Source organism: Zooshikella sp. RANM57, from assembly GCF_050749885.1.
Taxonomy (GTDB): Bacteria; Pseudomonadota; Gammaproteobacteria; order Pseudomonadales; family Zooshikellaceae; genus Zooshikella.
In genome coordinates this window covers 298,226-322,586 of record NZ_JBOIUB010000005.1, presented here as the reverse complement: position 1 = coordinate 322,586, position 24,361 = coordinate 298,226, and the positions used below count along the sequence as shown (strand labels likewise).

Annotated in this window: 23 protein-coding genes and 1 riboswitch; of the genes, 15 read left to right on the top strand and 8 right to left on the bottom strand. The window is 40.4% G+C overall.

The annotated features are described in order from the left end of the window. Nucleotides 1–149: 149 nt before the first annotated feature. Complete coding sequence (gene rarD, locus ACQ96U_RS13140) at nt 150–1,052, bottom strand: EamA family transporter RarD (RefSeq protein WP_431721714.1); 903 nt, start codon at nt 1,050–1,052, stop codon at nt 150–152. A gap of 864 nt (nt 1,053–1,916) precedes the next feature. On the opposite strand from rarD, the gene ACQ96U_RS13135 reads away from it, so the two are divergent. Further along, on the top strand, nt 1,917–2,594 hold the full coding sequence (locus tag ACQ96U_RS13135) for a MarC family protein (RefSeq protein ID WP_431721713.1): 678 nt from the start codon (nt 1,917–1,919) through the stop codon (nt 2,592–2,594). 176 nt (nt 2,595–2,770) lie between these two features. On the opposite strand, the gene ACQ96U_RS13130 is transcribed toward ACQ96U_RS13135, so the two are convergent. Next, nucleotides 2,771–3,127 carry a hypothetical protein gene (locus tag ACQ96U_RS13130; protein ID WP_431721712.1) on the bottom strand — a complete coding sequence of 119 codons (357 nt, stop codon included), beginning with the start codon at nt 3,125–3,127 and terminating at the stop codon, nt 2,771–2,773. A gap of 38 nt (nt 3,128–3,165) precedes the next feature. Then, nucleotides 3,166–3,271, bottom strand: a riboswitch (SAM-I-IV-variant riboswitch). Between the two features lie 355 nt (nt 3,272–3,626). Between ACQ96U_RS13130 and dnaX the strand changes: the two genes are divergently transcribed. The 7 genes from dnaX to ACQ96U_RS13095 all read left to right on the top strand — a co-directional run bounded on the left by dnaX (nt 3,627) and on the right by ACQ96U_RS13095 (nt 10,250). Continuing rightward, on the top strand, nt 3,627–5,648 hold the full coding sequence (gene dnaX / locus ACQ96U_RS13125; RefSeq protein ID WP_431721711.1) for a DNA polymerase III subunit gamma/tau: 2,022 nt from the start codon (nt 3,627–3,629) through the stop codon (nt 5,646–5,648). A gap of 32 nt (nt 5,649–5,680) precedes the next feature. Then, nucleotides 5,681–6,022 carry a YbaB/EbfC family nucleoid-associated protein gene (locus ACQ96U_RS13120; protein ID WP_431721710.1) on the top strand — a complete coding sequence of 114 codons (342 nt, stop codon included), beginning with the start codon at nt 5,681–5,683 and terminating at the stop codon, nt 6,020–6,022. 43 nt (nt 6,023–6,065) lie between these two features. Next, nucleotides 6,066–6,674, top strand: coding sequence for a recombination mediator RecR (gene recR / locus ACQ96U_RS13115; RefSeq protein WP_431721709.1), 609 nt, complete (start codon nt 6,066–6,068; stop codon nt 6,672–6,674). Beyond that, complete coding sequence (gene rnd / locus ACQ96U_RS13110) at nt 6,671–7,816, top strand: ribonuclease D (RefSeq protein WP_431721708.1); 1,146 nt, start codon at nt 6,671–6,673, stop codon at nt 7,814–7,816. The genes recR and rnd overlap by 4 nt, the downstream gene beginning before the upstream one ends. After that, nucleotides 7,813–8,115, top strand: coding sequence for a YcgL domain-containing protein (locus ACQ96U_RS13105; RefSeq protein ID WP_431721707.1), 303 nt, complete (start codon nt 7,813–7,815; stop codon nt 8,113–8,115). Before rnd ends, ACQ96U_RS13105 begins: the two co-directional genes overlap by 4 nt. 6 nt (nt 8,116–8,121) lie before the next feature. Further along, on the top strand, nt 8,122–8,574 hold the full coding sequence (locus tag ACQ96U_RS13100) for a YcgN family cysteine cluster protein (protein ID WP_431721706.1): 453 nt from the start codon (nt 8,122–8,124) through the stop codon (nt 8,572–8,574). 473 nt (nt 8,575–9,047) lie between these two features. Next, the gene (locus ACQ96U_RS13095) at nt 9,048–10,250 is read left to right on the top strand and encodes a DUF1566 domain-containing protein (RefSeq protein ID WP_431721705.1); all 1,203 of its coding nucleotides are present in this window, start codon (nt 9,048–9,050) and stop codon (nt 10,248–10,250) included. Nucleotides 10,251–10,343: 93 nt separating this feature from the next. Here the strand turns inward: ACQ96U_RS13095 and ACQ96U_RS13090 are convergent, their stop codons facing one another. From ACQ96U_RS13090 to ACQ96U_RS13065, 6 genes are all read right to left on the bottom strand, one after another. Then, nucleotides 10,344–11,018, bottom strand: a complete 675-nt coding sequence (locus ACQ96U_RS13090; protein WP_431721704.1) for a DUF4360 domain-containing protein — start codon at nt 11,016–11,018, stop codon at nt 10,344–10,346. Between the two features lie 747 nt (nt 11,019–11,765). Then, entirely contained in the window at nt 11,766–12,518 is a 753-nt protein-coding gene (locus tag ACQ96U_RS13085) for a substrate-binding periplasmic protein (protein ID WP_431721703.1), read from the bottom strand. Between the two features lie 155 nt (nt 12,519–12,673). After that, on the bottom strand, nt 12,674–13,897 hold the full coding sequence (locus ACQ96U_RS13080) for an MFS transporter (protein ID WP_431721702.1): 1,224 nt from the start codon (nt 13,895–13,897) through the stop codon (nt 12,674–12,676). A gap of 5 nt (nt 13,898–13,902) precedes the next feature. Then, the gene (locus ACQ96U_RS13075; RefSeq protein ID WP_431721701.1) at nt 13,903–15,444 is read right to left on the bottom strand and encodes an ABC-F family ATP-binding cassette domain-containing protein; all 1,542 of its coding nucleotides are present in this window, start codon (nt 15,442–15,444) and stop codon (nt 13,903–13,905) included. A gap of 428 nt (nt 15,445–15,872) precedes the next feature. Beyond that, complete coding sequence (locus ACQ96U_RS13070; protein WP_431721700.1) at nt 15,873–17,450, bottom strand: GMC oxidoreductase; 1,578 nt, start codon at nt 17,448–17,450, stop codon at nt 15,873–15,875. After that, nucleotides 17,437–17,937: a hypothetical protein gene (locus ACQ96U_RS13065; protein ID WP_431721699.1), complete on the bottom strand. Its 501-nt coding sequence runs from the start codon at nt 17,935–17,937 to the stop codon at nt 17,437–17,439. Before ACQ96U_RS13065 ends, ACQ96U_RS13070 begins: the two co-directional genes overlap by 14 nt. A gap of 997 nt (nt 17,938–18,934) precedes the next feature. Between ACQ96U_RS13065 and ribA the strand changes: the two genes are divergently transcribed. The 7 genes from ribA to ACQ96U_RS13030 are packed head-to-tail and all read left to right on the top strand — an operon-like array spanning nt 18,935 to nt 24,353. Then, the gene (ribA, locus tag ACQ96U_RS13060; protein WP_431721698.1) at nt 18,935–19,531 is read left to right on the top strand and encodes a GTP cyclohydrolase II RibA; all 597 of its coding nucleotides are present in this window, start codon (nt 18,935–18,937) and stop codon (nt 19,529–19,531) included. 23 nt (nt 19,532–19,554) lie between these two features. Further along, a complete protein-coding gene (locus ACQ96U_RS13055; protein WP_431721697.1) occupies nt 19,555–20,478 on the top strand; it encodes an ATP-grasp domain-containing protein in 924 nt (307 codons plus the stop codon). A gap of 16 nt (nt 20,479–20,494) precedes the next feature. Continuing rightward, nucleotides 20,495–21,271: an inositol monophosphatase family protein gene (locus ACQ96U_RS13050; RefSeq protein ID WP_431721696.1), complete on the top strand. Its 777-nt coding sequence runs from the start codon at nt 20,495–20,497 to the stop codon at nt 21,269–21,271. Then, nucleotides 21,246–21,731 (top strand): riboflavin synthase, encoded by a 486-nt coding sequence (ribC, locus tag ACQ96U_RS13045; RefSeq protein WP_431721695.1) that lies wholly within the window; start codon nt 21,246–21,248, stop codon nt 21,729–21,731. The genes ACQ96U_RS13050 and ribC overlap by 26 nt, the downstream gene beginning before the upstream one ends. A gap of 15 nt (nt 21,732–21,746) precedes the next feature. Further along, nucleotides 21,747–22,475, top strand: coding sequence for a hypothetical protein (locus tag ACQ96U_RS13040; RefSeq protein ID WP_431721694.1), 729 nt, complete (start codon nt 21,747–21,749; stop codon nt 22,473–22,475). A gap of 13 nt (nt 22,476–22,488) precedes the next feature. Beyond that, complete coding sequence (ribD, locus tag ACQ96U_RS13035; protein WP_431721693.1) at nt 22,489–23,619, top strand: bifunctional diaminohydroxyphosphoribosylaminopyrimidine deaminase/5-amino-6-(5-phosphoribosylamino)uracil reductase RibD; 1,131 nt, start codon at nt 22,489–22,491, stop codon at nt 23,617–23,619. Next, complete coding sequence (locus ACQ96U_RS13030; protein WP_431721692.1) at nt 23,619–24,353, top strand: HAD-IA family hydrolase; 735 nt, start codon at nt 23,619–23,621, stop codon at nt 24,351–24,353. The genes ribD and ACQ96U_RS13030 overlap by 1 nt, the downstream gene beginning before the upstream one ends. The last annotated feature ends 8 nt before the right edge of the window (nt 24,354–24,361 follow it).

Here is a 24,361-nt window from a genome sequence, read left to right as displayed (position 1 = left end):
GGGTACTCATTAAGGCTAATGTTTGAATTACGTTTGTAAGCCTTTTTACTCCTAAGGCCACGCATTGGGAGTAGTCACCGCACAGTATTAAAGTAATTACGTAAGTGCTTACGTAATTACTTTAATCGATTACTCAATATTCTGCAATCTTACTCTGGCAAGGATGCAGAGGTTTTACGTTGTTTGCGCAAACGGTTCCAGCCATCGAGGGTAAACAAAGCCAAGGCAAACCAGATTAAACTAAACGAAAATAAGCGAGTAAGTGATAAGGGTTCGTGATATACCACAATGGCTAAAAAGAAGGTAAAAGTAGGTCCGATATACTGTATAAATCCTAATGTACTCAGTGGAATCCGAGTTGCTGCAGCGGTAAATAATAAAAGGGGAATAGTGGTAACCACACCGGCTAAGCTCAACATAAAGCCATTATAAAAAGAGGATGTAAACACTGTTTGGCTGGTGAAGTTGGAGTATAGGCAGTAAGTCAACGCAACGGGCAGTAATACCAAGGTTTCCACTGTCAGGCCTGCCACTGCGGGTGCTTGTGCTTTTTTGCGAATTGCACCATAGCAAGCAAATGAGGTTGCAAGAATAAGGGCAATCCAGGGTAATCGTCCTAATTGAATAAGTTCAATAACAACACCTAAGCAGGCAATTGAAACAGCAATCCACTGGGCTTGAGATAACTCTTCGCGAAACAACATAAAACCAAACAGCACCGTTACCAATGGGGTTATGAAGTAACCCAAGCTGGTTTCCAATATCTGTCCGTTAGTGACTGCCCAAATAAATATCAGCCAGTTACCACCTATCAGCATGGCTCCGCCTACTAATAGCAGCAACTTGCGACGATCGTTGATGATTTCTTTTAGGGTGTGTAATTGTTTTTGAATGACTAATACTAAAGTCAATAACAGAACTGACCAAATCACACGGTGGCTGATGATTTCAAAAGAAGAAGCGTGTCCAATTTGCTTAAAGTAAATAGGGGATAGTCCCCACCAAACAAAGGCACTAATAGCACACAGTGTTCCTGTGCGTGATGCTGCCATAAAAATAACTCCTAAGTACTACAAAACCTATATTCTATACCCTCAGAAGAACTAATCAGGGAATATTGCCATAACCTGTTTGAGTTAAGCCTTTTATGCTTAGTAGGTTTTTGGGCAAGCCCCTAAATAATGACTATTGAGGGAGTAATCAACTGTGGGGGGGCAGTGTGTATCTGAGCCGATATTCTGAACGCTATGATGGTGTCATCATATAGAATATACCTCCGTAATGAATATTGTTTATTTAATTGAATGGGGTTAAATAAGTACTTGTACTAAACTCTCATAGGATAGCTTTTCATTGGCTAAGATTTGACTATAATGGCGCCGCCAAAATAATCCAAAGCACAGGTTTGTGCTCAAAAATATCTAACTTAACAATTTCATATATACATATATTAAACGGCTGTAACTAACCCTTAGTATCTTGCTCATGGTGTGCTTTGAGCGGGTTAAGCGCAGTGTCCCGAATAATGCATTCTCCAGGGCATAATGCTGCTACCCAGCGATAAAACCAGGCAAGGGGTTATTTGTTTTTAAAATAGTTTCTTCGAGTTTCTGTATTGCTATAGCGATCCATTGGAGAGGGTTTTGTGCTCAGCGAGCCATAGGTCTCTCAATGAATCAAGATGGAGTTACTTCGATGTAGTGTGTGAAGCACAATCTTGAGCCTTTATTATGCATAGTGCTTATTCAAAAGGATCTCTTTAGCAATCTGGGTGTTTGGATTACACCTTTATAAACATGTGCGATAGACATTAATGCGTTTTGCTATCTTGCATCCATAGTGAGTGGTTTAGCCCCTCATGAAGCAGGATATAAGTATTTGCGTCACCTGTAAACCGGGTATTTAGGTAGTCAGCTATGGTATTGGATCAGTTGTCGTATAATGAATTATTAGAGTTTGTGCTTCTTTGCATAACCTCGCTGTTTACTATGATAAACCCTCTTAGTATTACGCCCATTTTTGTAGCGATGACTCATGACCTTGAGCCTAGTGATGCTCGTCATGTGGCTTTAAAAGCAACAATTACTGCGGCAGTGATATTGGTGGTGTTTGCGTTAACAGGGCAGTTTATTTTTAAAGTATTTTCAATTTCAGTCGATAGCCTGAAAATTGTGGCGGGTGTGCTGTTTTTTTTGATGGGCTATGAAATGGTTCAAGCTCGCCTTAGTCGAACCAAGTTTGATAAACGTAGTCTTGAAGATACAGAAGAGTATACGAATGACTTAGCAATTACCCCATTGGCAATTCCATTGATTTCTGGGCCAGGTGCAATTGCTACGGTGATTATTTTAATGAGCCAAAGTAATCACATGTTGTATTATAGTGTCTTATTTTTAAGCATTATGGGGGTGTGTGGTGTTACTTATATCTTCTTATTATTTGCTAAACCTATCATGAAATGCTTAGGGGAAAGTGGCAATAAGGTTTTAATGCGTATTATGGGTTTGATTGTGATGGTGATTGCCGTGGAGTTTTTCTTTGGAGGCCTTAAACCTATTTTACAATCAATCTTAATGATTAACCCACAAGCTTAATATTATCCCCATTAAAGGTTTTCCTATATTTGAAAGCGTGGGCTATCTCCTTTTAGATGAGCCCACAAATAATCTTTCTTCCCGTCTTAGTCTGCTGAAACTTTGCTCTGCCTGGATATTCTGACACCCCTTTTTTATATCTCATTTCAATGAATGATACGAAGTCGGTAGAGGTATTAATTATCTTTTTTAACGGGGTACAACCGTGTCATATGGGGGGAAATATTTATCAAGCGGCGGTGGGCTAATGGACCATGGATAAACTGTAACGCTTCCTCAAGTTTGGAAAAAGTGAACTCATGGTAGCGGCAACAGCGATTGCTATCACGAAATTCGACAAAGACTTGATAGCGGGGGAGACTAAATTTTTTGGGCTGTTTTAGCCAGGCTTGGGAGACCCAAACAAACAACGAGCAATCATAATGCTGGTGATGGATAAACCAACTCATCGACGCTTGATCGCGAAGCGTGAGGACAGGTGTCGTCTTTTTGGGATGTGGTGCATACTGGCTTACCACAAAATCACACTGCATGGTGTTCTCCTAGCATATTAGAGAACTGACGCTGACTAAGGGGCCTATTTAATTGCCAAAGGGCCACATCTCCGCATTGCGGAATCCACCTTGCCTAGGAATAGCAGGTTGGCGAGGACGTCAGTCCTACTCTTGATGTTACTTACTGATCTACACGTTACATTGATGACATCATTAGGTAAGGCGCTAAATGATGTCACAAAAAATTGTTGCTATAAGCAGCATTTAACGAATGCTAATTAAATCAGGGTTCTTAAGTTCTGACAAGTTATCCTTGTTAGTAGTAATGTTTCATGTGTTGCATTTGTCACTTTAGATGTGGAAAGGTAAAGAACTTCTAGAGAAAAGACGTGCTTGTTTACTGAGTGTCTACGCTTGAATTTAGTTAAGTGTTTACCTGGCAGAGGGTGCAATTACAAGGGTTCTCAGCTAACATACTCGGTTTGGCTTAAGCAGCCTCATATTCAATTCAAGAAGTGCACAGCGGAAAAATCTTTGCATGAGTTATCAGGTACTGGCACGTAAGTGGCGACCACGCACATTTAAACAACTTGTAGGGCAATTGCATGTGCTTAAGGCATTGGTCAATGCACTAGACCATGATCGCTTACACCATGCCTATTTGTTTACAGGTACAAGAGGGGTAGGAAAGACTTCGATTGCCCGTATCCTCGCTAAAAGCTTGAACTGCGAACAAGGCGTTAGCTCTGAACCCTGTGGACAATGCGACGCCTGTCGTGAAATTGATGAGGGCCGTTTTGTTGATTTAATTGAAGTGGATGCAGCATCGCGGACAAAAGTCGAAGATACCCGTGAACTGTTGGAAAATGTTCAATATGCACCAACCCGTGGCCGTTACAAAGTCTATTTGATAGACGAAGTCCACATGCTGTCGGCCCATAGTTTTAATGCATTACTGAAAACTTTAGAGGAACCTCCACCTCACGTTAAATTTTTACTGGCAACCACTGACCCCCAAAAATTACCTGTCACTATACTTTCTCGTTGCTTGCAGTTTGCGCTGAAAAATATGTCGCCTGAACGGATTGTGGGACACTTACAGTTTATTTTGGCTGAAGAACAGGTGAGTTTTGATATGCCTGCACTTTGGCAGTTGGCTAGGGCAGCCGATGGCAGTATGCGGGATGCGCTTAGCTTAACTGATCAGGCAATCGCATTTGGTAGTGGTGAAGTTCGCGAGTCAGACGTTGCGGCTATGTTGGGGACGATTGATCCCCACCAGGTGTTTCATGTCGTAGAAGCACTTGCCGAAGGCAATATACAACAGCTGTTGAATACAATTACGCATCTTGCTGAATTTGCACCTGATTACACCAGTGTATTAGCGGATTTATTGTCTGTTTTGCATCGTATTGCTTTAGCACAAATGGTTCCAGATGCGGTAGATAATAGTCAAGGTGATCAACAGCGGTTGTTAGCATTGGCAGCAAAAATGACTGGGGAAGATGTTCAGCTTTATTATCAGATTGGCCTCCTGGGGCGACGCGATTTGCCATTAGCTCCTGATCCTCGTGGAGGGTTTGAAATGGTCATGCTCCGTATGCTGGCATTCCGCCCAACCCCAGCAGGAGGGCCGCCTCAGCAGGCATTAGTGAAGTCCGCTGATGGGCAAAATGCTAACGATACCCATGTCGCATCAACGGAGGCATCAACGACATCTCTGGTTGATGATGAGCTGCAGGATTCCCAAACTGCGGAGATACCTTCGCCCCCAAAGTCGTCATTGAGAAGTGATCTGGTTGAACAACCAGAGGCTTCACCTGCACCAACACCAGAGAGCACAATCAACTCGCCAAAAAACAGTAGTACATCAGAAAATCGAGATGTATCTCAGAGAAGTAGCCCTCGGATTCATGCGGCAACGGCTACGGAAGCTGATACGACTCAACAAGTGAGTTTGCATGATATAGAAGCGAGTGCGCCACCGTTGGGAGCATCTTCAGAACGACAAGCATCTTTTCAACCTAAGTCTTTACAGCAATCAGTAGATAAGCCCAGTACTGTAGAACCAGATAGATCTGAGCTAAATAAACAAGTTACCCAGCCAGTAGCGCAGCACGTTAGTGACATTCAGATCAATACCAGTGTGCCCAGGGCTCTTTCGAGCATGTCACTTGAACAATGGCCTGAACTCTTTTGGTTATTAGGGCTAGGGGGGGTGACCCAAACCTTGGGTTCTCATATGGCGCTCATGAGTATGGATCAGAATGTGTGGACGCTGGTATTAGATGAAAAACAGTCCATGCTGTTTAGTGATACTCATCATTCTCGTATTGAGCAAGCAATTAGCAAATGGTTTGGTGAGTCCATTCGTTTACAGATTTCAACTGACGAAGTGACCGAAATGACGCCTGCCCATTGGTCACAGGAAAAGAAAGCCAAGCGCCTGGCGGAGGCTAAACAAAGTATTGAAAATGATCATATTGTTCAGGCGTTGTTAGCACAGTTTTCTGCTACAATCGTGGAACAATCGATCACCCCGATAGATGAGAAGAATTAAATACTTACCATAACCCGTTTATTGAGGTACGTATGTTTAAAGGTGGTATGGACAATCTTATGGGCCAGTTGCAACAGGCTCAGGAAAAACTGCAAGAGCAGATGAAAAAAAACCAGCAAGAGCTGGAGCACTTGGAAATAAAAGGTGAATCTGGTGCTGGTATGGTCGCAGTGGTTATGAATGGCCGTTATGATGTGCGCCGAGTAACAATTGATCCCAGTTTACTTAAAGAAGAAAAGGAAATGCTTGAGGATCTTATTGCTGCAGCCGTAAACGATGCCGTTCGCAAAGTAGAAGCAGAAAGTCAAAAACGCGTGGGTAGTTTAACAGATGGACTAGGGCTGAATATTCCAGGTGGCTTTAAGCCTTTTTAATGAGTGTTACTCGTGATTTGCTTTTGGCTTTTGGAATTGAAAAATGGCTTTTAGTCCCCTGATTAAGCAATTAATTGATGCATTACAGTGTTTGCCTGGTATTGGGCCAAAGTCAGCTCAGCGTATGGCACTTCATCTGCTGGAACGTGATCGTAAAGGTGCGGAAAGAATTGTGGCCAGTCTAGCTACCGCATTGAGCGAAGTGGGTCACTGTCGTTCATGCCGCACCCTGACAGAGCTAGAATATTGCTCAATTTGCGCTGATCCTAAGCGCGATGAAAGCATATTATGTGTTGTTGAAAGTCCTGCAGATATGCTCGCAATTGAACAGGCAGGGGGATATCGAGGCCATTATTTTATTCTTCAGGGACATCTTTCCCCAATCGATGGGATTGGCCCTGAAGAAATAGGGGTTGATGAATTGTTAACTCAGCTTCAACAACGGTCTGTTGGAGAAATGATATTAGCTACAAATCCAACAGTTGAAGGTGAAGCGACTGCACACTTTATCGCGCAGCAGGCTATGGCATTGGGCGTTAAAGTGACGCGAATAGCACATGGTGTGCCTGTGGGTGGTGAGCTCGAATACGTTGATGGTGGCACATTACTGCATGCTTTTGCGGGGCGAAAACAAATGGGACTGGGTGAATGACAGGTTGCCCAGTACATTGGGTTGATACGCCAGCGGCTTTGGAGGCTATGGTCGCTGATTGTTTAGCGGCTGATGTTATTGCGTTGGATACCGAGTTTGAGCGGAGTCATACATTCTTTGCTCAGCCTTGCCTTATCCAGCTCTGTGATGGGCAGAAAGTATACTTGCTCGATCCCATCGCTATTGCTGATTTAACCCCTTTAGCTACTTTACTGGTTGAACCTCGGATCATTAAAGTATTACATGCATGCTCTGAAGATTTGCAGTTGTTACAACGCGCGGTACAGCAGCTACCCCAGCCCCTTTTTGATACACAGTTAGCAGCGGCCCTTGTAGGGCTAGGTAATAGTGTGGGGTATCAGCGACTGGTAGCAGAAGTGCTTGGTATGTCATTGGGTAAAGCTGAAACACGATCAGACTGGCAGGAGCGCCCGCTCACACCTGCGCAACAACAATATGCGATAGATGATGTCTGGTATCTACATCAGCTGTATTATGCTTTATGTAAACAGTTAGATGTATTAGGCCGTAGGCAGTGGGTGCTGGATGATGGCACCGCACTTTGTGCAGAATATCAGGTGGCAACAGCGGTTTCAGAGTATTATCGTCAAGTAAAACAGGCTTGGCGTTTGTATCCTCAAGAATTAGCAATATTACAAGCGCTAGCCACCTGGCGCGAGCAGCAGCTATTGGTTCGTGACATTCCGCGTAACCATTTGTTAGGTGATCAGCTGTTGTGGCTGATTGCCCGTCGGAAGCCTCGTTATAAAGCACAACTGGCAACAATTAAAGGTATTAAGGCTAGTGTTATCAAGCGAGATGGCGATGCTATTTTAAGCTGTGTTAAGCAGGGTCTGGCTACTCCAGAAGAAAACTTACCTGATCGTCTTACTAAACCACTTCCTCCTGCAAGTAAGCGCTATGTTAAGAAAGGAAAGCAGTGGTTAGTCACTAAAGCAGAAAGTTTGCAGGTTCCTGTAGAAGTATTAATGCCGAAAAAAGCCTTTCAAGCATTAATTCGTTCTGGGTTGTATGACAACGCTTTTTGTTGGTCAATGGACTATGAAAATTGGCGATATCATTGTTTTGGCCAAGAGCTGGTAATGTATTTAAATGAGATTAAACAAGGTTTAGAGACGTGATAGCGGACAAAGTCATTGTTGCTGTTTACAAAAGTCGTCGTAAAGATGAAACCTATCTTTATGTTAAAAAACAGGATGGTTTAACTAAAATTCCTGAGTTGCTATTAACCGTTTTTGGGAATCCTGAACCTGTGATGACATTGGTATTACATTCAGGTAAAAAGCTTGCGCGCGTTAGTGCAGATCAAATATTAGAAGCACTTGCTGAACAAGGCTTTTATCTACAAATGCCGCCTCCGAAAGATGAGTATTTAGTGACATTACCAGATGAATTTCTGTGTTTTAATGATCCGGAATAAATGTAAATGATGACTGATGTAACAATTCCATTCTGGCAACAGAAATCATTGAAACAGTTTTCCAAAGAAGAATGGGAATCTGTATGCGACGGCTGTGGTCTATGTTGTTTACACAAGCTTGAAGACGAAGATGATGGACAAGTGTATTACACACAAATTGCTTGTCGACTATTGGATGATGATAGCTGTCGTTGTCAGGAGTATGAACAGCGTACTCATCATATTCCTGAATGTACGGTACTTTCTCCAGAGTACATCACTGAGTTTCACTGGTTGCCACCCACTTGTGCCTATCGTTTACTTGCTGAGGATAAACCCTTACCTGCTTGGCACCCGTTAGTGACTGGGTGTGCTGAAAGTGTTCATGAGGAAGGTGTTTCTGTTAAAGGGAAAACACTTTGTGAAACACAAATCCCTGAAGAAGACTGGCAAGACTACTTAATTCATTGGGTTGAATAATACACTTTAATACCATTTATTCTGATTGATAGCCAATCATGTACAATATTTAGGTTGGTTATTTCTGCCAATTCTTTTCTCAGAAAATTTTCTAATGCTGACGAGTCCTATCGTCAGTATAAAATGCTCATATTATTGTATTTGTATCGGCTTTAAAGTCACATAAATATCTGCCAGAAATATAATACCTTTCATAAAACATTTTTATACCCTGAGTGGTGCATGCGTGAAGTAAGGTAACCGTCTTCAAAGCCATTTTTTCTGGCAAGTTACTGAACGGTTAATTGATCGTGCAGTACGTAGTAGTCAAGCTTTTAGGGAAGGATTTTCAGTATAGGGAACCTAGGTAGACTACTATAAAAAAAGCCCAAGGAAAATAAATGTGTAACGAATGTATTGTTAGTCGTTAACAGTATTCAAGTGGGGAAAGGGGGGATTAATCTTATTATCACTGACGTTATAGTGGGGACTAAATGGAATTTATTGCTATCAAAAATACACTGTTTACTATTTTAGCCTTTAGTTTTATAGCTTTTGTTTATGCTGAAAATAGTATGTTATCGACTATGCCTTCATATGCCATTGTAGATACTGGAGTGAAGGATTTTTATAGTAATCATGCAATTATAGCAAAGCCCAAAACAGGTGAAGCATTTTATGGTCAGGATGCTCATTACCAGATTAATGTGCCTAAATACACTGATAATGGAGATGATACTATAACGGATAATGTGACAGGGCTTATGTGGCAAAAAAATATGGGGGAAAAAATAACGTTTAATGACGCTTTTAAATATGCTAAAAAACTTAAGTTAGGTGGATATTCTGATTGGCGAGTACCAACAATTAAAGAATTGTATTCTTTAATTCAGTTTACTGGTAGTGTAAGGGGACAAAGAGCGATTAAGCCTTTTATCGATACTCGTTATTTCAATCAACCTTTGGGTGATGGCCGTAAAGGTGAGCGTGAAATAGATGCACAAACATGGAGTTCGACTGAGTATGTGGCTAGGACCATGGGCAATGACAAAACAGTGTTTGGTGTTAATTTTGTTGATGGTAGAATAAAAGGATATCCTAAATTTCACCCTCGACGGCGGCAGGCCAATAAAATGTATTTCCGTTTTGTGCGTGGAAATAAAGCATATGGCAAAAATAACTTTGTTGATAATAAAGATGGAACTGTAACGGATGTTGCTACTGGGTTGATGTGGCAAAAAGAAGACAGTAGACGTGGTATGGTTTGGCAACAAGGATTGCAGTATGCTGAAAATTTAAAGCTAGCGGGTTTTGATGATTGGCGATTACCCAATGCAAAGGAATTACAAAGTATTGTTGATTATACGAGATCACCTCAAACACATGGTACAGCTGCGATCAATTCAATTTTCAAAGTATCTAAACTGAATGCACCCAGGGGAAAAAATCAATTTCCTTATTATTGGACAAGCACAACGCATTTGGATGGTAGAAATTTGTATGATTCCGCTGTGTATATTGCTTTTGGAGCCGCGCTGGGTCGCATGCATGGTCGTATTATGGATGTCCATGGGGCAGGGGCACAGCGCAGTGATCCTAAGTCAGGAGATGCTAATCATTATCCACGTTACTTTGGACCACAGGGTGATTTACAGCGGGTTTATAACTATGTAAGGTGTGTTCGATCTGTACATTAGATATTTAGTAGGTTGCCGGAGAATAAAACAACTCCGGCAACAAGTGATAATTTAAAATGCCATTATCTTGGAATCTTTAATAGAATGAACTAATTAAAAATAATCAGGCGTATGAGTTGTTGTGGTGTTAGTTGAGTTCATATTACATTCTCTAAACTGAATACCATACTGATGGGTAAGCTTACCATCAATAGTGTCTGTAGTAATTAAGCCTCTGGCATTTGTATTTCCATTATTATTAACTCGCAGCTCTGTTGATACCACTACAGGTTCTTTGGCACCACAACTTGACCAAACAACAGAATGTAAACCTAAACGATCACTGATCAGGTAGTTATCATCATAAGGACCATTAAACTCGGTCTTTAATCGAGCTTCTTGAGGGTAACCTGCAAAGAAATAACGTGATTGTTGAAGCGCGTTTACGCCTTCTTCAAGTGCTGCATATCCACGATAATTGACATCAACGATAGTAAATGAATAGCCATTAGGAATATTAAGCTGTGCGGTAAGTGTACAATTTTTACGGCCTTCTCGATTTGGAATATTAGGGCCTACTTCAGCAATGTAAGCATCAAACCCTAACACAAAAGATTTTCCATCAGGTGCAACTGTAGCTGCGACAGTTCCTGATGGACAACCTGTACCAGAGTTTTTGACTATATCGATAGTGACAGGGATGTTGCTGTTGGCTAAAGCTGAGGTTGCTAGTGCTATTAGTGGTAATGATAAAAAGGTTTTGTGGATTAAGTCTTTTGATATTTTCATGGTCATCTTTCCTTGATGTAGATGTTAATGAAGTTCTATTGTAGGGTGATTTAAACTCTACGATAAACTAGGGGATCAGGGAAAATAGTTTTTCTGACTGATTAGGAAAAAGTTGGTTGTTTCGTTAAACAGTGGTTCATAAGTATCGTTATAGCGCTACTTTTAAAACACATTGTTTAACTTGAGTAAGAGGTTACAATAAAATATATGTAAGTATTGAATGAGAGAGGTTAATTTTGTATTGAAAAAATATTAGTGTTTAATGTTTTTAATGTCGTAAATTGTCACAATTAATGGTATTTGGTAAGAGTGCAAGACAATTGCGTATAAAAATAATTCGTAACGAGTATAGAGTGCACTATGGCAGCGTATGAATTCATTTGCCCTTCCCGCAGTAGAAGACTATCCTTGGCCTATACTGCTTACGGTGCTCTCTGCACCTAATTCAAGCACTGCAACCCCACATATTGCTATAAATCAATTCACGGCGTGTTCGAGGAGAGGACGCAAACTTTAAGTAAAGGTACTTTAAAAATTGGATTTTATAAAGGTATTCTTAATATATCCTCAGCCAAGGATTTTTGATGAGCATTTAATATGCGCTATTACATCAATTATATTCCTTGAATATAGAGTTTGTTTTAGAATGCTAAATTTGATAAGTAAAAATGTTATGAAATGTTTTCTATATACTTGTATGCTTTAGGAAGGAAAGAAAAATATACGTAATTTCTCCTTTCAGTGACATTATTGGTGGTGTGTCATTTTTCCCAAATAGTGAGAAAGAATATTATCAATGGTACCATCTTGTATCATTGCTTGATGGACTTTATCAAAACGCTTGACTAGGGAACTGGCATGTCCAAACTTAGAAAAACCCATATGACTTGGAATGCGTTCAAGATCAACCAGAAGCGATAGTTGCTCACTTTGCTCTAAGCGTTTCAGTAAATAAGCTACAACATTTTTATCATCAACCAAGATCTGACATCGGCTATGAAGTATTTTTTGAATATTTTGTAATGAGGAGTTAGCAAGATCCACATAAGGAAGGGTGCCATTAAGTTCAGCCTGATCAAAAACAGGGCCAGAACTGTAACCACGTACACGGCAGAAACGATATTGTCCCAACAATGCAAGATCACCATCAAATTGAATATCATCATTAGCATGTATAAATAATGATTTATATTCATGTGTTAAAGGTTTTGCTGAATACTCAGTGAAATAAATCCGATCATCAGTAATAAACATAGGAAATAACCCATCGCCTTTACCTGTTTTCATTTCGTGCAGGGATCGTGCCCAGGGTTGGATAACTAACTCATAATCTTGTTTCAGTCTTGCCATGCTTTCTTTAACGATGTCGACGACAAATCCCTTAACTTCACCTGACTCAACATAAGCGTAGGGGGGAAAAGATAAGGTTAATAAACGAATAGTTTCAGCATGAAGTTGACTGGAAAGGATTAGGGTAAAGAGCAGCAGTCGTCTTAACATTGTGTACTTCCATTATTTAATATTTATACACTTAGTATACAGTGGATAATCAGGAGACGATTACAATATTCGTTTCCCTGCCAAATACAGTTGAATATTTTTTAAGCATAGCTGATTTATAACCCTTTACTTCCTTTTAAAGGGTACTTATATGGTTATGATTCTTGTGGCTCTGGTGGAGTGGGGGCTTTTAGGTTAGCGATGATACTGACGGCAGCAACGATAATGCCACATAGTATAATTGTTGTTTGAACACTTATTTTATCGGCAAGTGGTCCAAATAAAATAATTCCTAAAGGTAGTGCACTAGAACACACTACGTGATAAAGACTGAAAATTCTACCTTGCATATCTGTATCCACGTTTTCTTGAAGAAAAGAGGTAATTGGGGCATTGAAGCAAGGCATAGTGATCCCTATGATAAAATTAAATATCAAATAAATAAAAAATAGGGAGGAGCAACCTAAGGCAATCATCAATACGCCATAACCGCAAGTAGCTAGCAGGGTTACTTTTAATGGCGGTAATTGTTTACCTAAGAATGAAATTAACAGCCCTCCCAGCATCGCCCCGCCACTGAAACATACTTCACTGACTGCCAAACGCCAAGGTTCATCGCCAAAGGTTTGTGCAACCATTAAAGGCGTTAAAAAGGCGGATGGGCTGATTAATACCATGACTACGGCAACGAATATAAAAAGTCGCGCTATTTGTGGGCGATGTTTTACATAACGTAAGCCTTGAGAAAAAGCCTGAAGATTAGACTGAGCGGATATTGCCTTCGTCGATTTACTGGGGATTGATAACCTGGCCATGATGATTAAGGCAATAATAGCTGTACTAATATCAATCAGTAGAATATTTTCTAAAGCCGTTATTGCGTAGATAGCTGCACTAATAACAGGAGACATCAACATGGTCAGTGCGTTAAAGCTACCGAGTAAACCATTGACTCTAACTAAATGCTCTCTGGGTACCATTAAGGGGATTATGGCATTAACAGCAGGTGTTTGAATACCTGTGCCTAATGAACGAAAAATCAAGGCAAGAAATAATAACCAGATTGATTTAAACCCTAACATAAATGAAATAAAAATCATTGCAGTTGCCAATGCAATTAATCCATCAGACAGCATATTGACTTGTTTTTTATCAAAGCGGTCTAACCATGGTCCTGCATAAAAAGAAATGGCGATTTGCGGCAAAAAACCACAAATCGTTGAGATGGCGACCATAGCGCCCGAAGATGTATTGATGACAATATGCCAAATGATGGCATGCTGGACGATAGATGATCCTAACAGTGATATAAATTGAGCAGCAAGAAATAACACTGTAGTTTGCTTCCAGGATGATGAAATTGAAGTGTTTTCGTTCATAAACATTATCCTTGTACAAACTCAGTAATATTCAGCTCACGATCAATCCATGCAGAATAGAAATCTACTTCGTGACAAGCCAGAATGACACTGCCTTTAAACTTTTGTAAGGCTTTTTTAAGGTTTTCTTTGGCATTTGCATCAAGGTGAGTCGTTGGTTCATCAAGTACTAATATGCTCCTGGGACTAGCCATTAAATGACATAACTTAACCCGTGACTGTTCTCCACCACTCAGCGAGTAAATTGGTTGTAAAGCTTGGTCATCTTTGATTCCACAACGAGCAAGTAAGCTACGTGTTGCGCCAGGCTTAAGGTTTGGGTGCCATTGTGACATTAGCTGTAATGGATTTAACTGAGGGGTGTCCCAGTGTAAATCCTGCCAGAAATAACCAATGACTGTTTGAGGACTGTACAGGTAGGAGCCGGATAGTGCTGAAACTTGATGCGTCAACGTTTTCAGTAATGTTGATTTACCAATACCATTAAAGCCTTTAATTACCAATTTTTCTCCTGTTGCCAGCGACAAAGTCATTGGCGGTAAAAGAGGAAAGTCATAGCCTACTTCAAGCTGTTTTATTGTTAGCGATTCATGGCCAGTAAGTTTGGAGGTGGCAAAGTCAAAATCAAGTTTGTCATGTAAAACTGGGTGTTCTTGCAAGGTGATTCTTGCCAACATTTTCTTTCGACCTTTTGCTATACGAGCATTCACACCCGCTGCATTTCGGTGGATATAATCTTCAAGCTTAGTCTTTTTCTGTTTTAATTTGTCATGTTCTATAATACTGTGCTGAATGGCTTGTTCTTTTTGGCTCAGAAAAGCTGAATAATTACCTCGATATTTTTTTAGTTTACAGTTCTCGATATCACATATTGATGTAACGACTTTATCCAAAAAGCGTGTGTCGTGTGATACTAGAATTAATGCGCCTGAATAGCCTATTAGGAAAAGTTCTAACCACTCAATATGCTGCGCATCAAGGAAATTAGTGGGTTCGTCGAGCAGTAGCACGTCAGGGGCTTCCACTAATAGTTTGGCTAAAATGACCTTGGCGCGTTGCCCTCCACTCAGACTAGCCATTTGAGTGTTTAAACCAAGTGCATTCAGTCCTAAGCCGTGAACCACTTTATTAATGCTGTTCGCAGCGGTGTAATAACCTTCTTGCTCAAGTAAAAGTTGTATATCCGCTGCTTTTTTGTATGTGCTTTCATTTTCACTTGTTGGGTCATTGGTATAAAGTTCGATCATCTGGGTTTCTAATTGTGCCAAATGAGCAAACGCTGTATGAAGATATTCAATAATGGTTAATGAACCATCCACTTTGGCATGCTGATCAAGATAACCTACTTTCGTGTTTGACTGCCAATTCACATCGCCACTATCCGCTGTAATTTCAGCAGTGATGATTTTTAATAAGGTACTTTTTCCTGATCCATTTTTACCCACGATGCCCATATGTTCGTTTTTCAGTAAAGCCAGATTCGCGTTGTGATACAGTGTCTTGCCTGCTATTTGATAATTAAGCTCAGTTACACATAAAAGGCTCATTTCTACAACTCCAAAAAAAAAGCGAAGGGTTTGCATGATCTGCAGGCCCTTCGCTTTTAATTGTTTAAAACAACTGTTGCGTTTTCCTTTTCAGGTATAAAAAAAGGGCCTATGACGAAACGTCATGGGCCCTTGTTAATCTTCATACTCAAGTCACACGCAAGCCTACACAGCCGTGCATTGCAAACAAATGAGTTGATGAAGATAGTTAAAGCTTTCTGCTTTAGTCAGGCTCCGAGCAACGCTTCATCATGCATTTGCGCGGAGCTGCGTCGTGTGACGAAGCATTTGAAAAGGATATAAAGCATATTATGTCGTAACTACTTTTTTTACGTTATTTTATTCTTCAATGAGTTGATAGCCATTAAAAGATGGCAAAAATTGCCGCGATTCTATCCAAAGTTGATTCGTGTGGCAACTGATAAGTATCAAGCTGCGTGTACTAACATTTGCTTTCTCATGTCTGCGATCATTTTGTAGCCCATGGCTATCAGTGTCAATGTTGGGTTAGCGGCTGGTAGAGTGGGTAGAATCGCATTGCTTAACATAAACAGATTATTGATACCATGTACTGTAAAATCAGTATTTACCACACCTTGCTCAGGAGCATCTGACATACGACAGGTACAGGCTGCATGATCACCTCGTTGAGGATAAGTACCCGTATGTATATTATCTAACCCCATTTTTCTTAGGATGACTCGCATCTGTTCTACATAAAAATCAGCAATATTTGGATCATACATTGCTTTTGGTGTGTCAATAATGGTTTTTGGGAGAAAATGTTTTGTCCACTCCTTGTCTGGATAAACGCGATTTTCCCAATAAGAAAGCGGTTCCAGATTGCCAAAGAGTTGTAGTGTTTTTTGACCTGAGACTTCTGCTTGAATAGCTTCTGGTGATTTACCAGCTAACATGGATGTCACGAAATCAATGCGGGCGCTATCATTATCCATCGCCATAAAGAATTTACCTTGAGCTTGAAAAGCTTTGCTATCAAAGTGTCGACTGGCAAAGGTTGGGAAGCCTAGTTCACATTGGTAATCGTTGGCTGATGTTGTTTGTCCAGCGGCATAGAAAAATGGATTGGCTGAGAGGTAACGACCCACTAAATCATGGTTATTACCTATCCCTTGAGGCCAGAATTTATTGCGTGAGTTGAGTAGTAATTTAGGCGCTTCCAATGCTCCGCTACAGATAAAAACGGCATCTCCTTCCAAATGTTTTACACGTTGTTGCTTAATATCGTAATAGCTTACACCTTGAACAGTATCTTGGGCAGACATGAGCAGCTTAATGACGGGAGACTCAAGGCGAAGCTCAAAGTTGCTTTGGGGTTCCAGTGTGCGAAAGGGTTGCATACCGTTAAATTTACCGTCTACAGGACAGTAATTACAGGTTCCAACAGTTAAGCACTTGCCATGTCCATTTTCGGCTTTACCGTAGCGGGTAATGGGTAAGTGTTGATAGGAAAAACCTAAGGTTTCGAAAGCTTCAATAAAAGGTTTTGCAACCAAGGGGTAAGGTGCTGCGTCATAAGGAAAAGGACGACTACGTGGCGGGTTTTGATTGTGAGAGTCTCCAGTGACACCTAAATAGGTTTCGGCTTCGCAGTAGTATGGTTCAAGTTCATCATAGCTAAATGGCCAGTCAATTCCACGCCCGGTATTTTGGTGTAGCTCAAAGTCTTCGGGTTTAAATCGTGGTAACCAGCCACCAAAATGTAATGTGGAGCCTCCTTTACCAAAAATACGGCTACCATTTAAGTACCAAGGTTGGGTCCCCTTGGCAGTGAAGTCTTCTTCGGTATCGTAATGGGACTCGTAGGGTGCTGATCCACCCGTAACGTAATGTAACCACTGACCATAATCACCCATTTTAAATTCTGGACCGGCTTCCAGCATAATGACTTTTTTATATAGCTTATGCTGCAACAGTTGTGTAGCAATAAAAGTACCAGCAACTCCAGAGCCAATCACAATGGCTGTTTTTTTATACATCATCATTTATTGTCCTGTAGGGGGTTGGCTGATCAAGATAGCCTCTTGCGATATGGCCATTAATATTCAGTAAGCCATAAGCCTGGTAGCCACTGCGGGCGATATAAAATTGTAGTAACGTTTTGACCGCTATTTTTAAATTTGAGTCTGCTTGGCTTTCATTTGCTATAGCGAGCAGTTTTGTCACCGTTTTGGCTGTATCATTAGTCTTATTAAATAAAATACGATAATGAGTGATAAGTGATAGGTAAATGCCATGGTACTTATCATCAATAGCTAATTTTGCATTGATAAAGTACTTAATCGTACTCAGGGCTATGGCTTCACCACCCCAGTGAAATACAAAGTAGCTTACTATATTTTCAATGATACGATATTCTTTCTCTGTAAAATGTGGTGTGTTTGCTTTTTCATCGCTTAATGCGGGGGGTACTGCCAACATACCTAACACGGACATTGACGAAGCATTAAACTGTCGCCTGGTAAATTTCACTATTCTTCTCCATGTGTAACTTTAAGGGGGAGTAGTTGATGTCAATTTATTCTGAGCATAGTAATGATATCTATTAATATATAACGTAGTTGATAAAGCTAAAACAAGTCGCCAGATAATGTTTAAATATTTTTTTGCTGAAAATAAGTTGAAATCTGACGAGTGATAGTTGAAAAAAGGTTAAGAAATATACTGGCTGAATGTTCTTGATTTAGTATTAGGTTGATTAGCGAATAAACAATAATATGACTAATAGTGGAACTTATAATGAACACTGTGCAAGGTATGATAATGTTTTGCTATTAATTAAATGTCAAGGTTTGTAGGTGCTTTTTGTTGGTGGTTAGGAAGCTATGAGAAATTTAAATACGTAAAAAATACGTATTTAAACACTTTGGTGTTTGAAAGCGTTTGGTTTTGTTAATATTAGACTTTAGTATAATAGAAAAGTATGTGATAAATGTTTTATAATTTTGTTAAACATGTGTTGTGAAGTTTTTATATGTGCTTTAGCGATTGATTAAAGCTGTTACTTCAACGTATATACCCTTCACGAGTCATTTTTAGAGTTTGTTGTCAGCGTTCTTGACCACTAAGAATGGTGGGAATGCAGTTTATGCAGGCGCATTTAACTGCCACCCCTAAAAACCCTTCGTTATGGGTATAGTAGTTGAAAACTTGTTGCAGGATAGCTTCATCAAATAATGTAGTAGTATTGATGTTAATTTTGCCTTTTAAATACCGCTATTTACATTTTCCTGTTAAGTTTATTTCAAACTTTAGTGGCTAATAGATAATCCTAACCTTAAAAAATCGACGTGGATAATACCCGGCGAAATTTATTATTTGATGATGGATTGTGATCTAAATACCTACAGTGAAGGGTTTATAACTAAGGCGAGTGGTTTTTAGGTGAGGCTATCGAGTGATGAAGCCTCTGAGCCCTAGGGATATAAAAATCATTTGTGAAGGATATATTAAGTAAGAGAGGACTATTATGACAACGATCAGAAGTCGTGTACCATTGAAAGTAGGTAAAAATCATGTGCCATGTGAGATTGTTTCTTTTAATGGTCTACCAGAAGATAAAGAGCATGTGGCATTATTGTTTAAAGCAGAAGCGTTATTATCTAACGAAGCACCACTCGTTAGAGTGCATTCAGAGTGTTTGACGGGAGATGCGTTTTATTCTTCTCGGTGTGATTGTGGGCAGCAATTAAATGAAGCTTTTGACTTAATGGCAGAGCAGGGCGGCATAGTTATTTATTTACGTCAGGAAGGGCGGGGTATTGGTTTGTACAATAAGCTGGATGCTTATGAGCACCAAGTGGCTGGTTTGAACACGTTTGAAGCGAATAAGATTATTGGTTTTGATCATGATCTTAGAACGTATCATTCCGCTGCCGCTATACTCAAACATTTAGGATTTCAGAAAATCAGGTTGTTATCCAATAATAAAAATAAATCAAAAGAGCTAAAGACACTGGGTATTGATGTGATTGAAGAAGTAAATACCAAAACTTACGTTACTGAGGATAATATTAATTATTTAAAAGCAAAACGTAGTATAGATGGCCATGCACTTGCAGTGTAACTGAAGCTAAAAGAATATTAACAATGAAACGGATTCTTATAACCAATGCTGATGGTAATTTAGGCGCTGGTATTGCTAAATTACTGACCGAAAATTTTAGTGCGGATCAGTTACAAACTGTTGCTCTTGTCAATAAGTCGCTCAGCTTAGCTGAGCACCTTTGTGATGAAATAGTCAGGTATCCAGAAGGGTGTTCAATTGATGGTGAATATAATGTAAAAGCAATAGTGGATCTTTGCCGGCAACAAAAAATTGATGCCATCATACCACTGACCGATCATGAAACTGTTGTGTTTTCAGAACAAAAAGAGGCACTTCCTTTTATATTTTGTTCTGAGCATGCGTTATCACTTGCATGTTATGATAAATGGCATTTTCAGCAACTTTTGGTACAGATGGATGTAGAAGTTCCTGATACATGGTTGCCATCGCAGTGCCCCACACTACATTCTCCTTATCTGGTTAAGCCAAGAACAGGGGGCTTATCAGTAGGGATTGTTTGGGATTCACCTGATATAACACAGTTTAGTGATGATTATGTTGTACAGCACTATCTTAAAGGCAGTGAAGTTACAATTGCTATTTATAAGTCACTTGATGGTAGTTATTGGGGACCTTTTGTGGGGGAGCGAAACCTATTTCATGGCATGACATCTTATTTTAAGCCCATTTTGCCTAATAAGGGCATTAATCATTTTGTGGTGCAATTTGCTAAACTCAATACATGGCAAGGGCCTTGTAATATTCAAGGTATGATGCAGGACGACCAATTTGTACCTTTTGAAGTTAATTTGCGTTTTTCTGGTAGCTCTTCACTACGTGATTTATTGGGTTTTAAGGATGTTGTTTGGGCCATTCAGGAATGGCTGGGTGAAAAGCCTAGGGTAGACTGGGCTATTAAAGATCACTTTGCCATTCGCTATTTTGCTGACCACCTTATTGCGTAAATTAAGGAGTCATGGAATGAACTGGAAATTATTTTGCCATCTATTTGCGTCAACAAGTGATTTTTGGCAAACAACCGCTGTTAGACGTCGATCAGAATATCTTACGTTACTTGATCACGTAGATGGTACAACTCGTGCTGATAAAATGGTCAGTTCTGCCATGATTCAAAATATAAAGGCATTAGTCGGTGAAGATGTTGTCGTTTCTTCGGAAGAAGATATACGAGATGTGTCGACAGGTTTTGTCATTGATCCTATTGATGGTAGTTGGAATTATAAGTATGACTACCCTGCTTGTTGCCGTGTTGTTAGTTATCTTGAAAATAGTCAGGTAAAATTTTTTGCTATTTTCAATATTGCTGATGGTCATTGTGTATGCAGTAATGGCACAGATTTTTTCCATAATAGCCAATATTATACGCTCAATGACAAAGACATTAGTCCGTTAGTGGCGGTAATGTATAACACACATTATCGAAAGCACATTAAGCAACAATGGCTTGAGTGTCTAACACAACTGACATTAAGTGATTTAAATATTCGTGTATCAGGTTCTCCCAGCTTTGACCTTTATGGACTCCTCACTGGGCAAATGGGTGGAATTATTAACTTATCCCCTCATGCTTTTGATGCTCAGCCGATAATTGCATGTTTGGCTAATTCATCACATGTGGTTTTACGAAAAATAAATAATAGTCAAGGTGGCTATGGTTACTTTGTAGGACGTCCAGCAGTGGTTAAAAAGTGGGATTTAGTGATGGAAAATAATGATGAAAAAAATAGGCATTGTTGATACTGCATTTTCACGTGTAGATATGGCTAAATTTGCAATTCAACAAATTGAGCAGGCAAAGCAAATTTGTAATAGCGAACTGACTTGGTTAAAAGCAACCGTTCCTGGACACAAAGAAGTGGCTGTCGAAGCTCTTCGCTTATTGGAGCAAGAACAGTGTGATATTTGCATTGTTTTTGGTTGGGTTGGACCTAAAGCGTTAGATTTAACTTCAGCACATGAGGCTGCAATAGCGTTGGCAATGGCTAAAGTTCAGGCGCGAAAACATGTGTTAGAATGTTTTATTTTTGAGTCTCAACATGAGCAGGATGCTTTGTTTGAAGCAGCTTCTCAGCGTGCTGTTGCTCATGCCAAAAGTGCTATTTCCATGATTACGGATGATCCTGCCTGGGTTGTGCATTCGAGTATTGGGGATAGAGAAGGTGAAGCCAATGCCAGTGTGTTAGAAGCGATAAGTTAATGGAGTAAGAAGACGATGAAGACGCATACCCGTGATGTGGTCAACTTTACGACCATTGACATTGCTAAGCGGTTTGTTGTGGAGGAAATGACCTCTTTATTTGGTGGTCAAGGTGAAACACTGATCATCAGTTATGAGGGGGAACCCTACGTTGAAAATGTCGTTAAAATGCTTGCGGAAAATGAATGGGCAACAACTGTCACTGTGGTGACCTTTGACTCGCTTGCATCATTACAAGCCAATTTAGCAAAGCGTGAATATCAACAGCGTTATCAGGCAATTTTTATCTTTAATAGCCTTCACCGGTTAACTGATTTGCAGCCACTGGATGAATGTTTTAAGCAAGTGTTGCAGGAAAAAGGTAAATTGCATGTTTCCTGGCCTGCAAGTGGTGTTGTACCTAATACAAAGCGTTTGTCTGAAAAAGAAATTGCAGAAGAACTCACGGGCTCTGCATTACAAGCGTTTGATGATCTACGAAAGGATGATCATTGTTATGTACAAGCACTGCCTTCTTTTCAGTGTCAGCGAATGGTGAAATTTGATTTTGGATTGGCTTTTCAAGACATTGAAGGGTTAAAAAGCTGGCATAAGGGTGGGGCTGATATTCTGTTTGGCGCGGACTTAACTGAGGATGTGCAAGCGCTTAAAGAACGGTATTATCTCCAGCTTTATAGGTTGTATTTACGTGGTCAGTATCAGGCAAGAATGGCGACTACAGTAGCAGACTTTATTTTAAACTGAGCTTGGATAGTAGATGAACGACGAAGTATACATGAGACGTGCATTAGAATTAGCACGCCAAGGACTATGGTCTACATCACCCAATCCCAGAGTAGGGTGTGTGTTTGTTAAGCAGGGTAAAATCATTGCTGAAGGTTTCCATCAACAAGCAGGGGGACCTCATGCTGAAGTGGCAGCGATTAATCAGGCCAATGAGAGCTTAGCGGGTGCTACTGCTTATGTCACATTAGAACCTTGTTCTCACTTCGGTCGTACACCACCCTGTTGCCAAACATTGGCAAAGCTGAAACTGGAACGTGTAGTGGTAGCAATGACTGATCCTAATCCCGTGGTATCAGGCCGAGGTCTTGCGGTTCTGCAGAAAGCAGGATTTCAGGTGGATGTAGGTATACTGGAAGAAGAAGCATTACAGCTTAATCGTGGCTATATCAAGCGAATGAAACAGCAGGGTCCTTGGTTATTTGGGAAAGTCGCAATCAGTATTGATGGCGGTATGGCGTTAGCCTCTGGTGAAAGTAAATGGATTACGGGTGATAAAGCACGCCAGGATGTGATGCTGCTGCGGGCGCAAAGTTGTGCCATTCTTACCGGGGTAAAAACAGTTGTTCAGGATGATCCACTCTTAAATGCACGGATGGATCACATGGATGAAACCATCAAGCCTATGTTGCGTCAGCCAGATCTGATTATTCTGGATACCCGTCTTTCTATTCCACTCAATGCTAGATTGTTCAGTATTCAAGACAATAGAAATATTGTCATTGTTGTGGGTGAAGGACTGGCCGATACCCAAAAACAACAACAGTTATCTGCTATGGGCGTAGAGGTGATTACCCTGCCTGTTCATACAGAGGGCGTTGACCTTAACGCACTGCAACAGTGGTTAAAAACAACGGAATATAATGAGGTGATGGTAGAGTCTGGCCCTACATTAATGAGTCAGTTCCTACAGCAACAGCTGTTGGATGAATTGGTCGTGTATCAGGCTCCGATGTTGATGGGTAAAGGTTCACAAACAATTTATCAGGTGCAGACCACTCATTTAACAGATGCTGCTCGATTTAAGTTGATAGACAGTCAAGTATTAGGGGACGATATCAGGAGTCGTTATCAGAGAAAAGTTGAAGCTGAGCTGGAAGTCTAATGTATTTACAACCGAATTTCTGTCGCCCTCATGCGATTAGTTTCGACTTGGATGATACTTTGTATGACAATGGACCTGTGATTGATGCAGCAGAAGCTGTCCTGATGGACTGGATTCGAAATCAATGTCCAAAAGGTGAAGCTCATGATATGTCTTATTGGACAGCTTATAAACGACAGGTGCAGGCCATTCAGCCTGAGTTGGAGCATGATGTCACTCTATGGCGTTATGAAACCCTTAAAGCGGGTTTTGAGGCACTGTCTTTAAATACAACAGTGTCAGCAAAACTTGCGACAGATGGTGTGGATTTGTTTCTGGTTGAACGTAATAAGATCAATGTTCCAAAAGAAACCAAAACATTACTTGCCAAGCTCAGTACATGCTTTCCTCTGGTTGTTATTACTAACGGCAATGCTGATGTTGAAAAAATAGGGTTGAAACCATTTTTCAGTCACGTATTGTCTGCAGGTATTGATGGTCGTGCTAAGCCTCATGGGGATTTGTTCCAACGTGCTCAAACATTGCTCAACATGGACAGTCAGTGTATTTTGCACGTGGGTGATCATTGGCAAGCGGATATAATAGGGGCAAATCAAGCGGGCTTTCAATCATGTTGGTTGAACATGGATCGACAACAGCAGGCAGATACACTACATAAGCCGACTGTTGAAATAAGTCATTTAGCAGAATTGGTTGATTTGCTGATACATCAGCAAAGGGACGCTACCCTTTAAATCTGGAG

Coding starts and splice junctions, on each gene's coding strand:
- ACQ96U_RS13085 (WP_431721703.1), bottom strand. CDS start 12,518: ATGTTAAGACGACTGCTGCTCTTTACCCTAATCCTTTCCAGTCAACTT.
- rnd (WP_431721708.1), top strand. CDS start 6,671: ATGACAGGTTGCCCAGTACATTGGGTTGATACGCCAGCGGCTTTGGAG.
- ACQ96U_RS13040 (WP_431721694.1), top strand. CDS start 21,747: ATGAAGACGCATACCCGTGATGTGGTCAACTTTACGACCATTGACATT.
- ACQ96U_RS13050 (WP_431721696.1), top strand. CDS start 20,495: ATGAACTGGAAATTATTTTGCCATCTATTTGCGTCAACAAGTGATTTT.
- ACQ96U_RS13070 (WP_431721700.1), bottom strand. CDS start 17,450: ATGATGATGTATAAAAAAACAGCCATTGTGATTGGCTCTGGAGTTGCT.
- ribA (WP_431721698.1), top strand. CDS start 18,935: ATGACAACGATCAGAAGTCGTGTACCATTGAAAGTAGGTAAAAATCAT.
- ACQ96U_RS13130 (WP_431721712.1), bottom strand. CDS start 3,127: ATGCAGTGTGATTTTGTGGTAAGCCAGTATGCACCACATCCCAAAAAG.
- ACQ96U_RS13055 (WP_431721697.1), top strand. CDS start 19,555: ATGAAACGGATTCTTATAACCAATGCTGATGGTAATTTAGGCGCTGGT.
- ACQ96U_RS13120 (WP_431721710.1), top strand. CDS start 5,681: ATGTTTAAAGGTGGTATGGACAATCTTATGGGCCAGTTGCAACAGGCT.
- ACQ96U_RS13090 (WP_431721704.1), bottom strand. CDS start 11,018: ATGAAAATATCAAAAGACTTAATCCACAAAACCTTTTTATCATTACCA.
- ACQ96U_RS13030 (WP_431721692.1), top strand. CDS start 23,619: ATGTATTTACAACCGAATTTCTGTCGCCCTCATGCGATTAGTTTCGAC.
- ACQ96U_RS13080 (WP_431721702.1), bottom strand. CDS start 13,897: ATGAACGAAAACACTTCAATTTCATCATCCTGGAAGCAAACTACAGTG.
- ribC (WP_431721695.1), top strand. CDS start 21,246: ATGATGAAAAAAATAGGCATTGTTGATACTGCATTTTCACGTGTAGAT.
- dnaX (WP_431721711.1), top strand. CDS start 3,627: ATGAGTTATCAGGTACTGGCACGTAAGTGGCGACCACGCACATTTAAA.
- ACQ96U_RS13075 (WP_431721701.1), bottom strand. CDS start 15,444: ATGAGCCTTTTATGTGTAACTGAGCTTAATTATCAAATAGCAGGCAAG.
- ribD (WP_431721693.1), top strand. CDS start 22,489: ATGAACGACGAAGTATACATGAGACGTGCATTAGAATTAGCACGCCAA.
- ACQ96U_RS13135 (WP_431721713.1), top strand. CDS start 1,917: ATGGTATTGGATCAGTTGTCGTATAATGAATTATTAGAGTTTGTGCTT.
- ACQ96U_RS13100 (WP_431721706.1), top strand. CDS start 8,122: ATGATGACTGATGTAACAATTCCATTCTGGCAACAGAAATCATTGAAA.
- rarD (WP_431721714.1), bottom strand. CDS start 1,052: ATGGCAGCATCACGCACAGGAACACTGTGTGCTATTAGTGCCTTTGTT.
- recR (WP_431721709.1), top strand. CDS start 6,066: ATGGCTTTTAGTCCCCTGATTAAGCAATTAATTGATGCATTACAGTGT.
- ACQ96U_RS13095 (WP_431721705.1), top strand. CDS start 9,048: ATGGAATTTATTGCTATCAAAAATACACTGTTTACTATTTTAGCCTTT.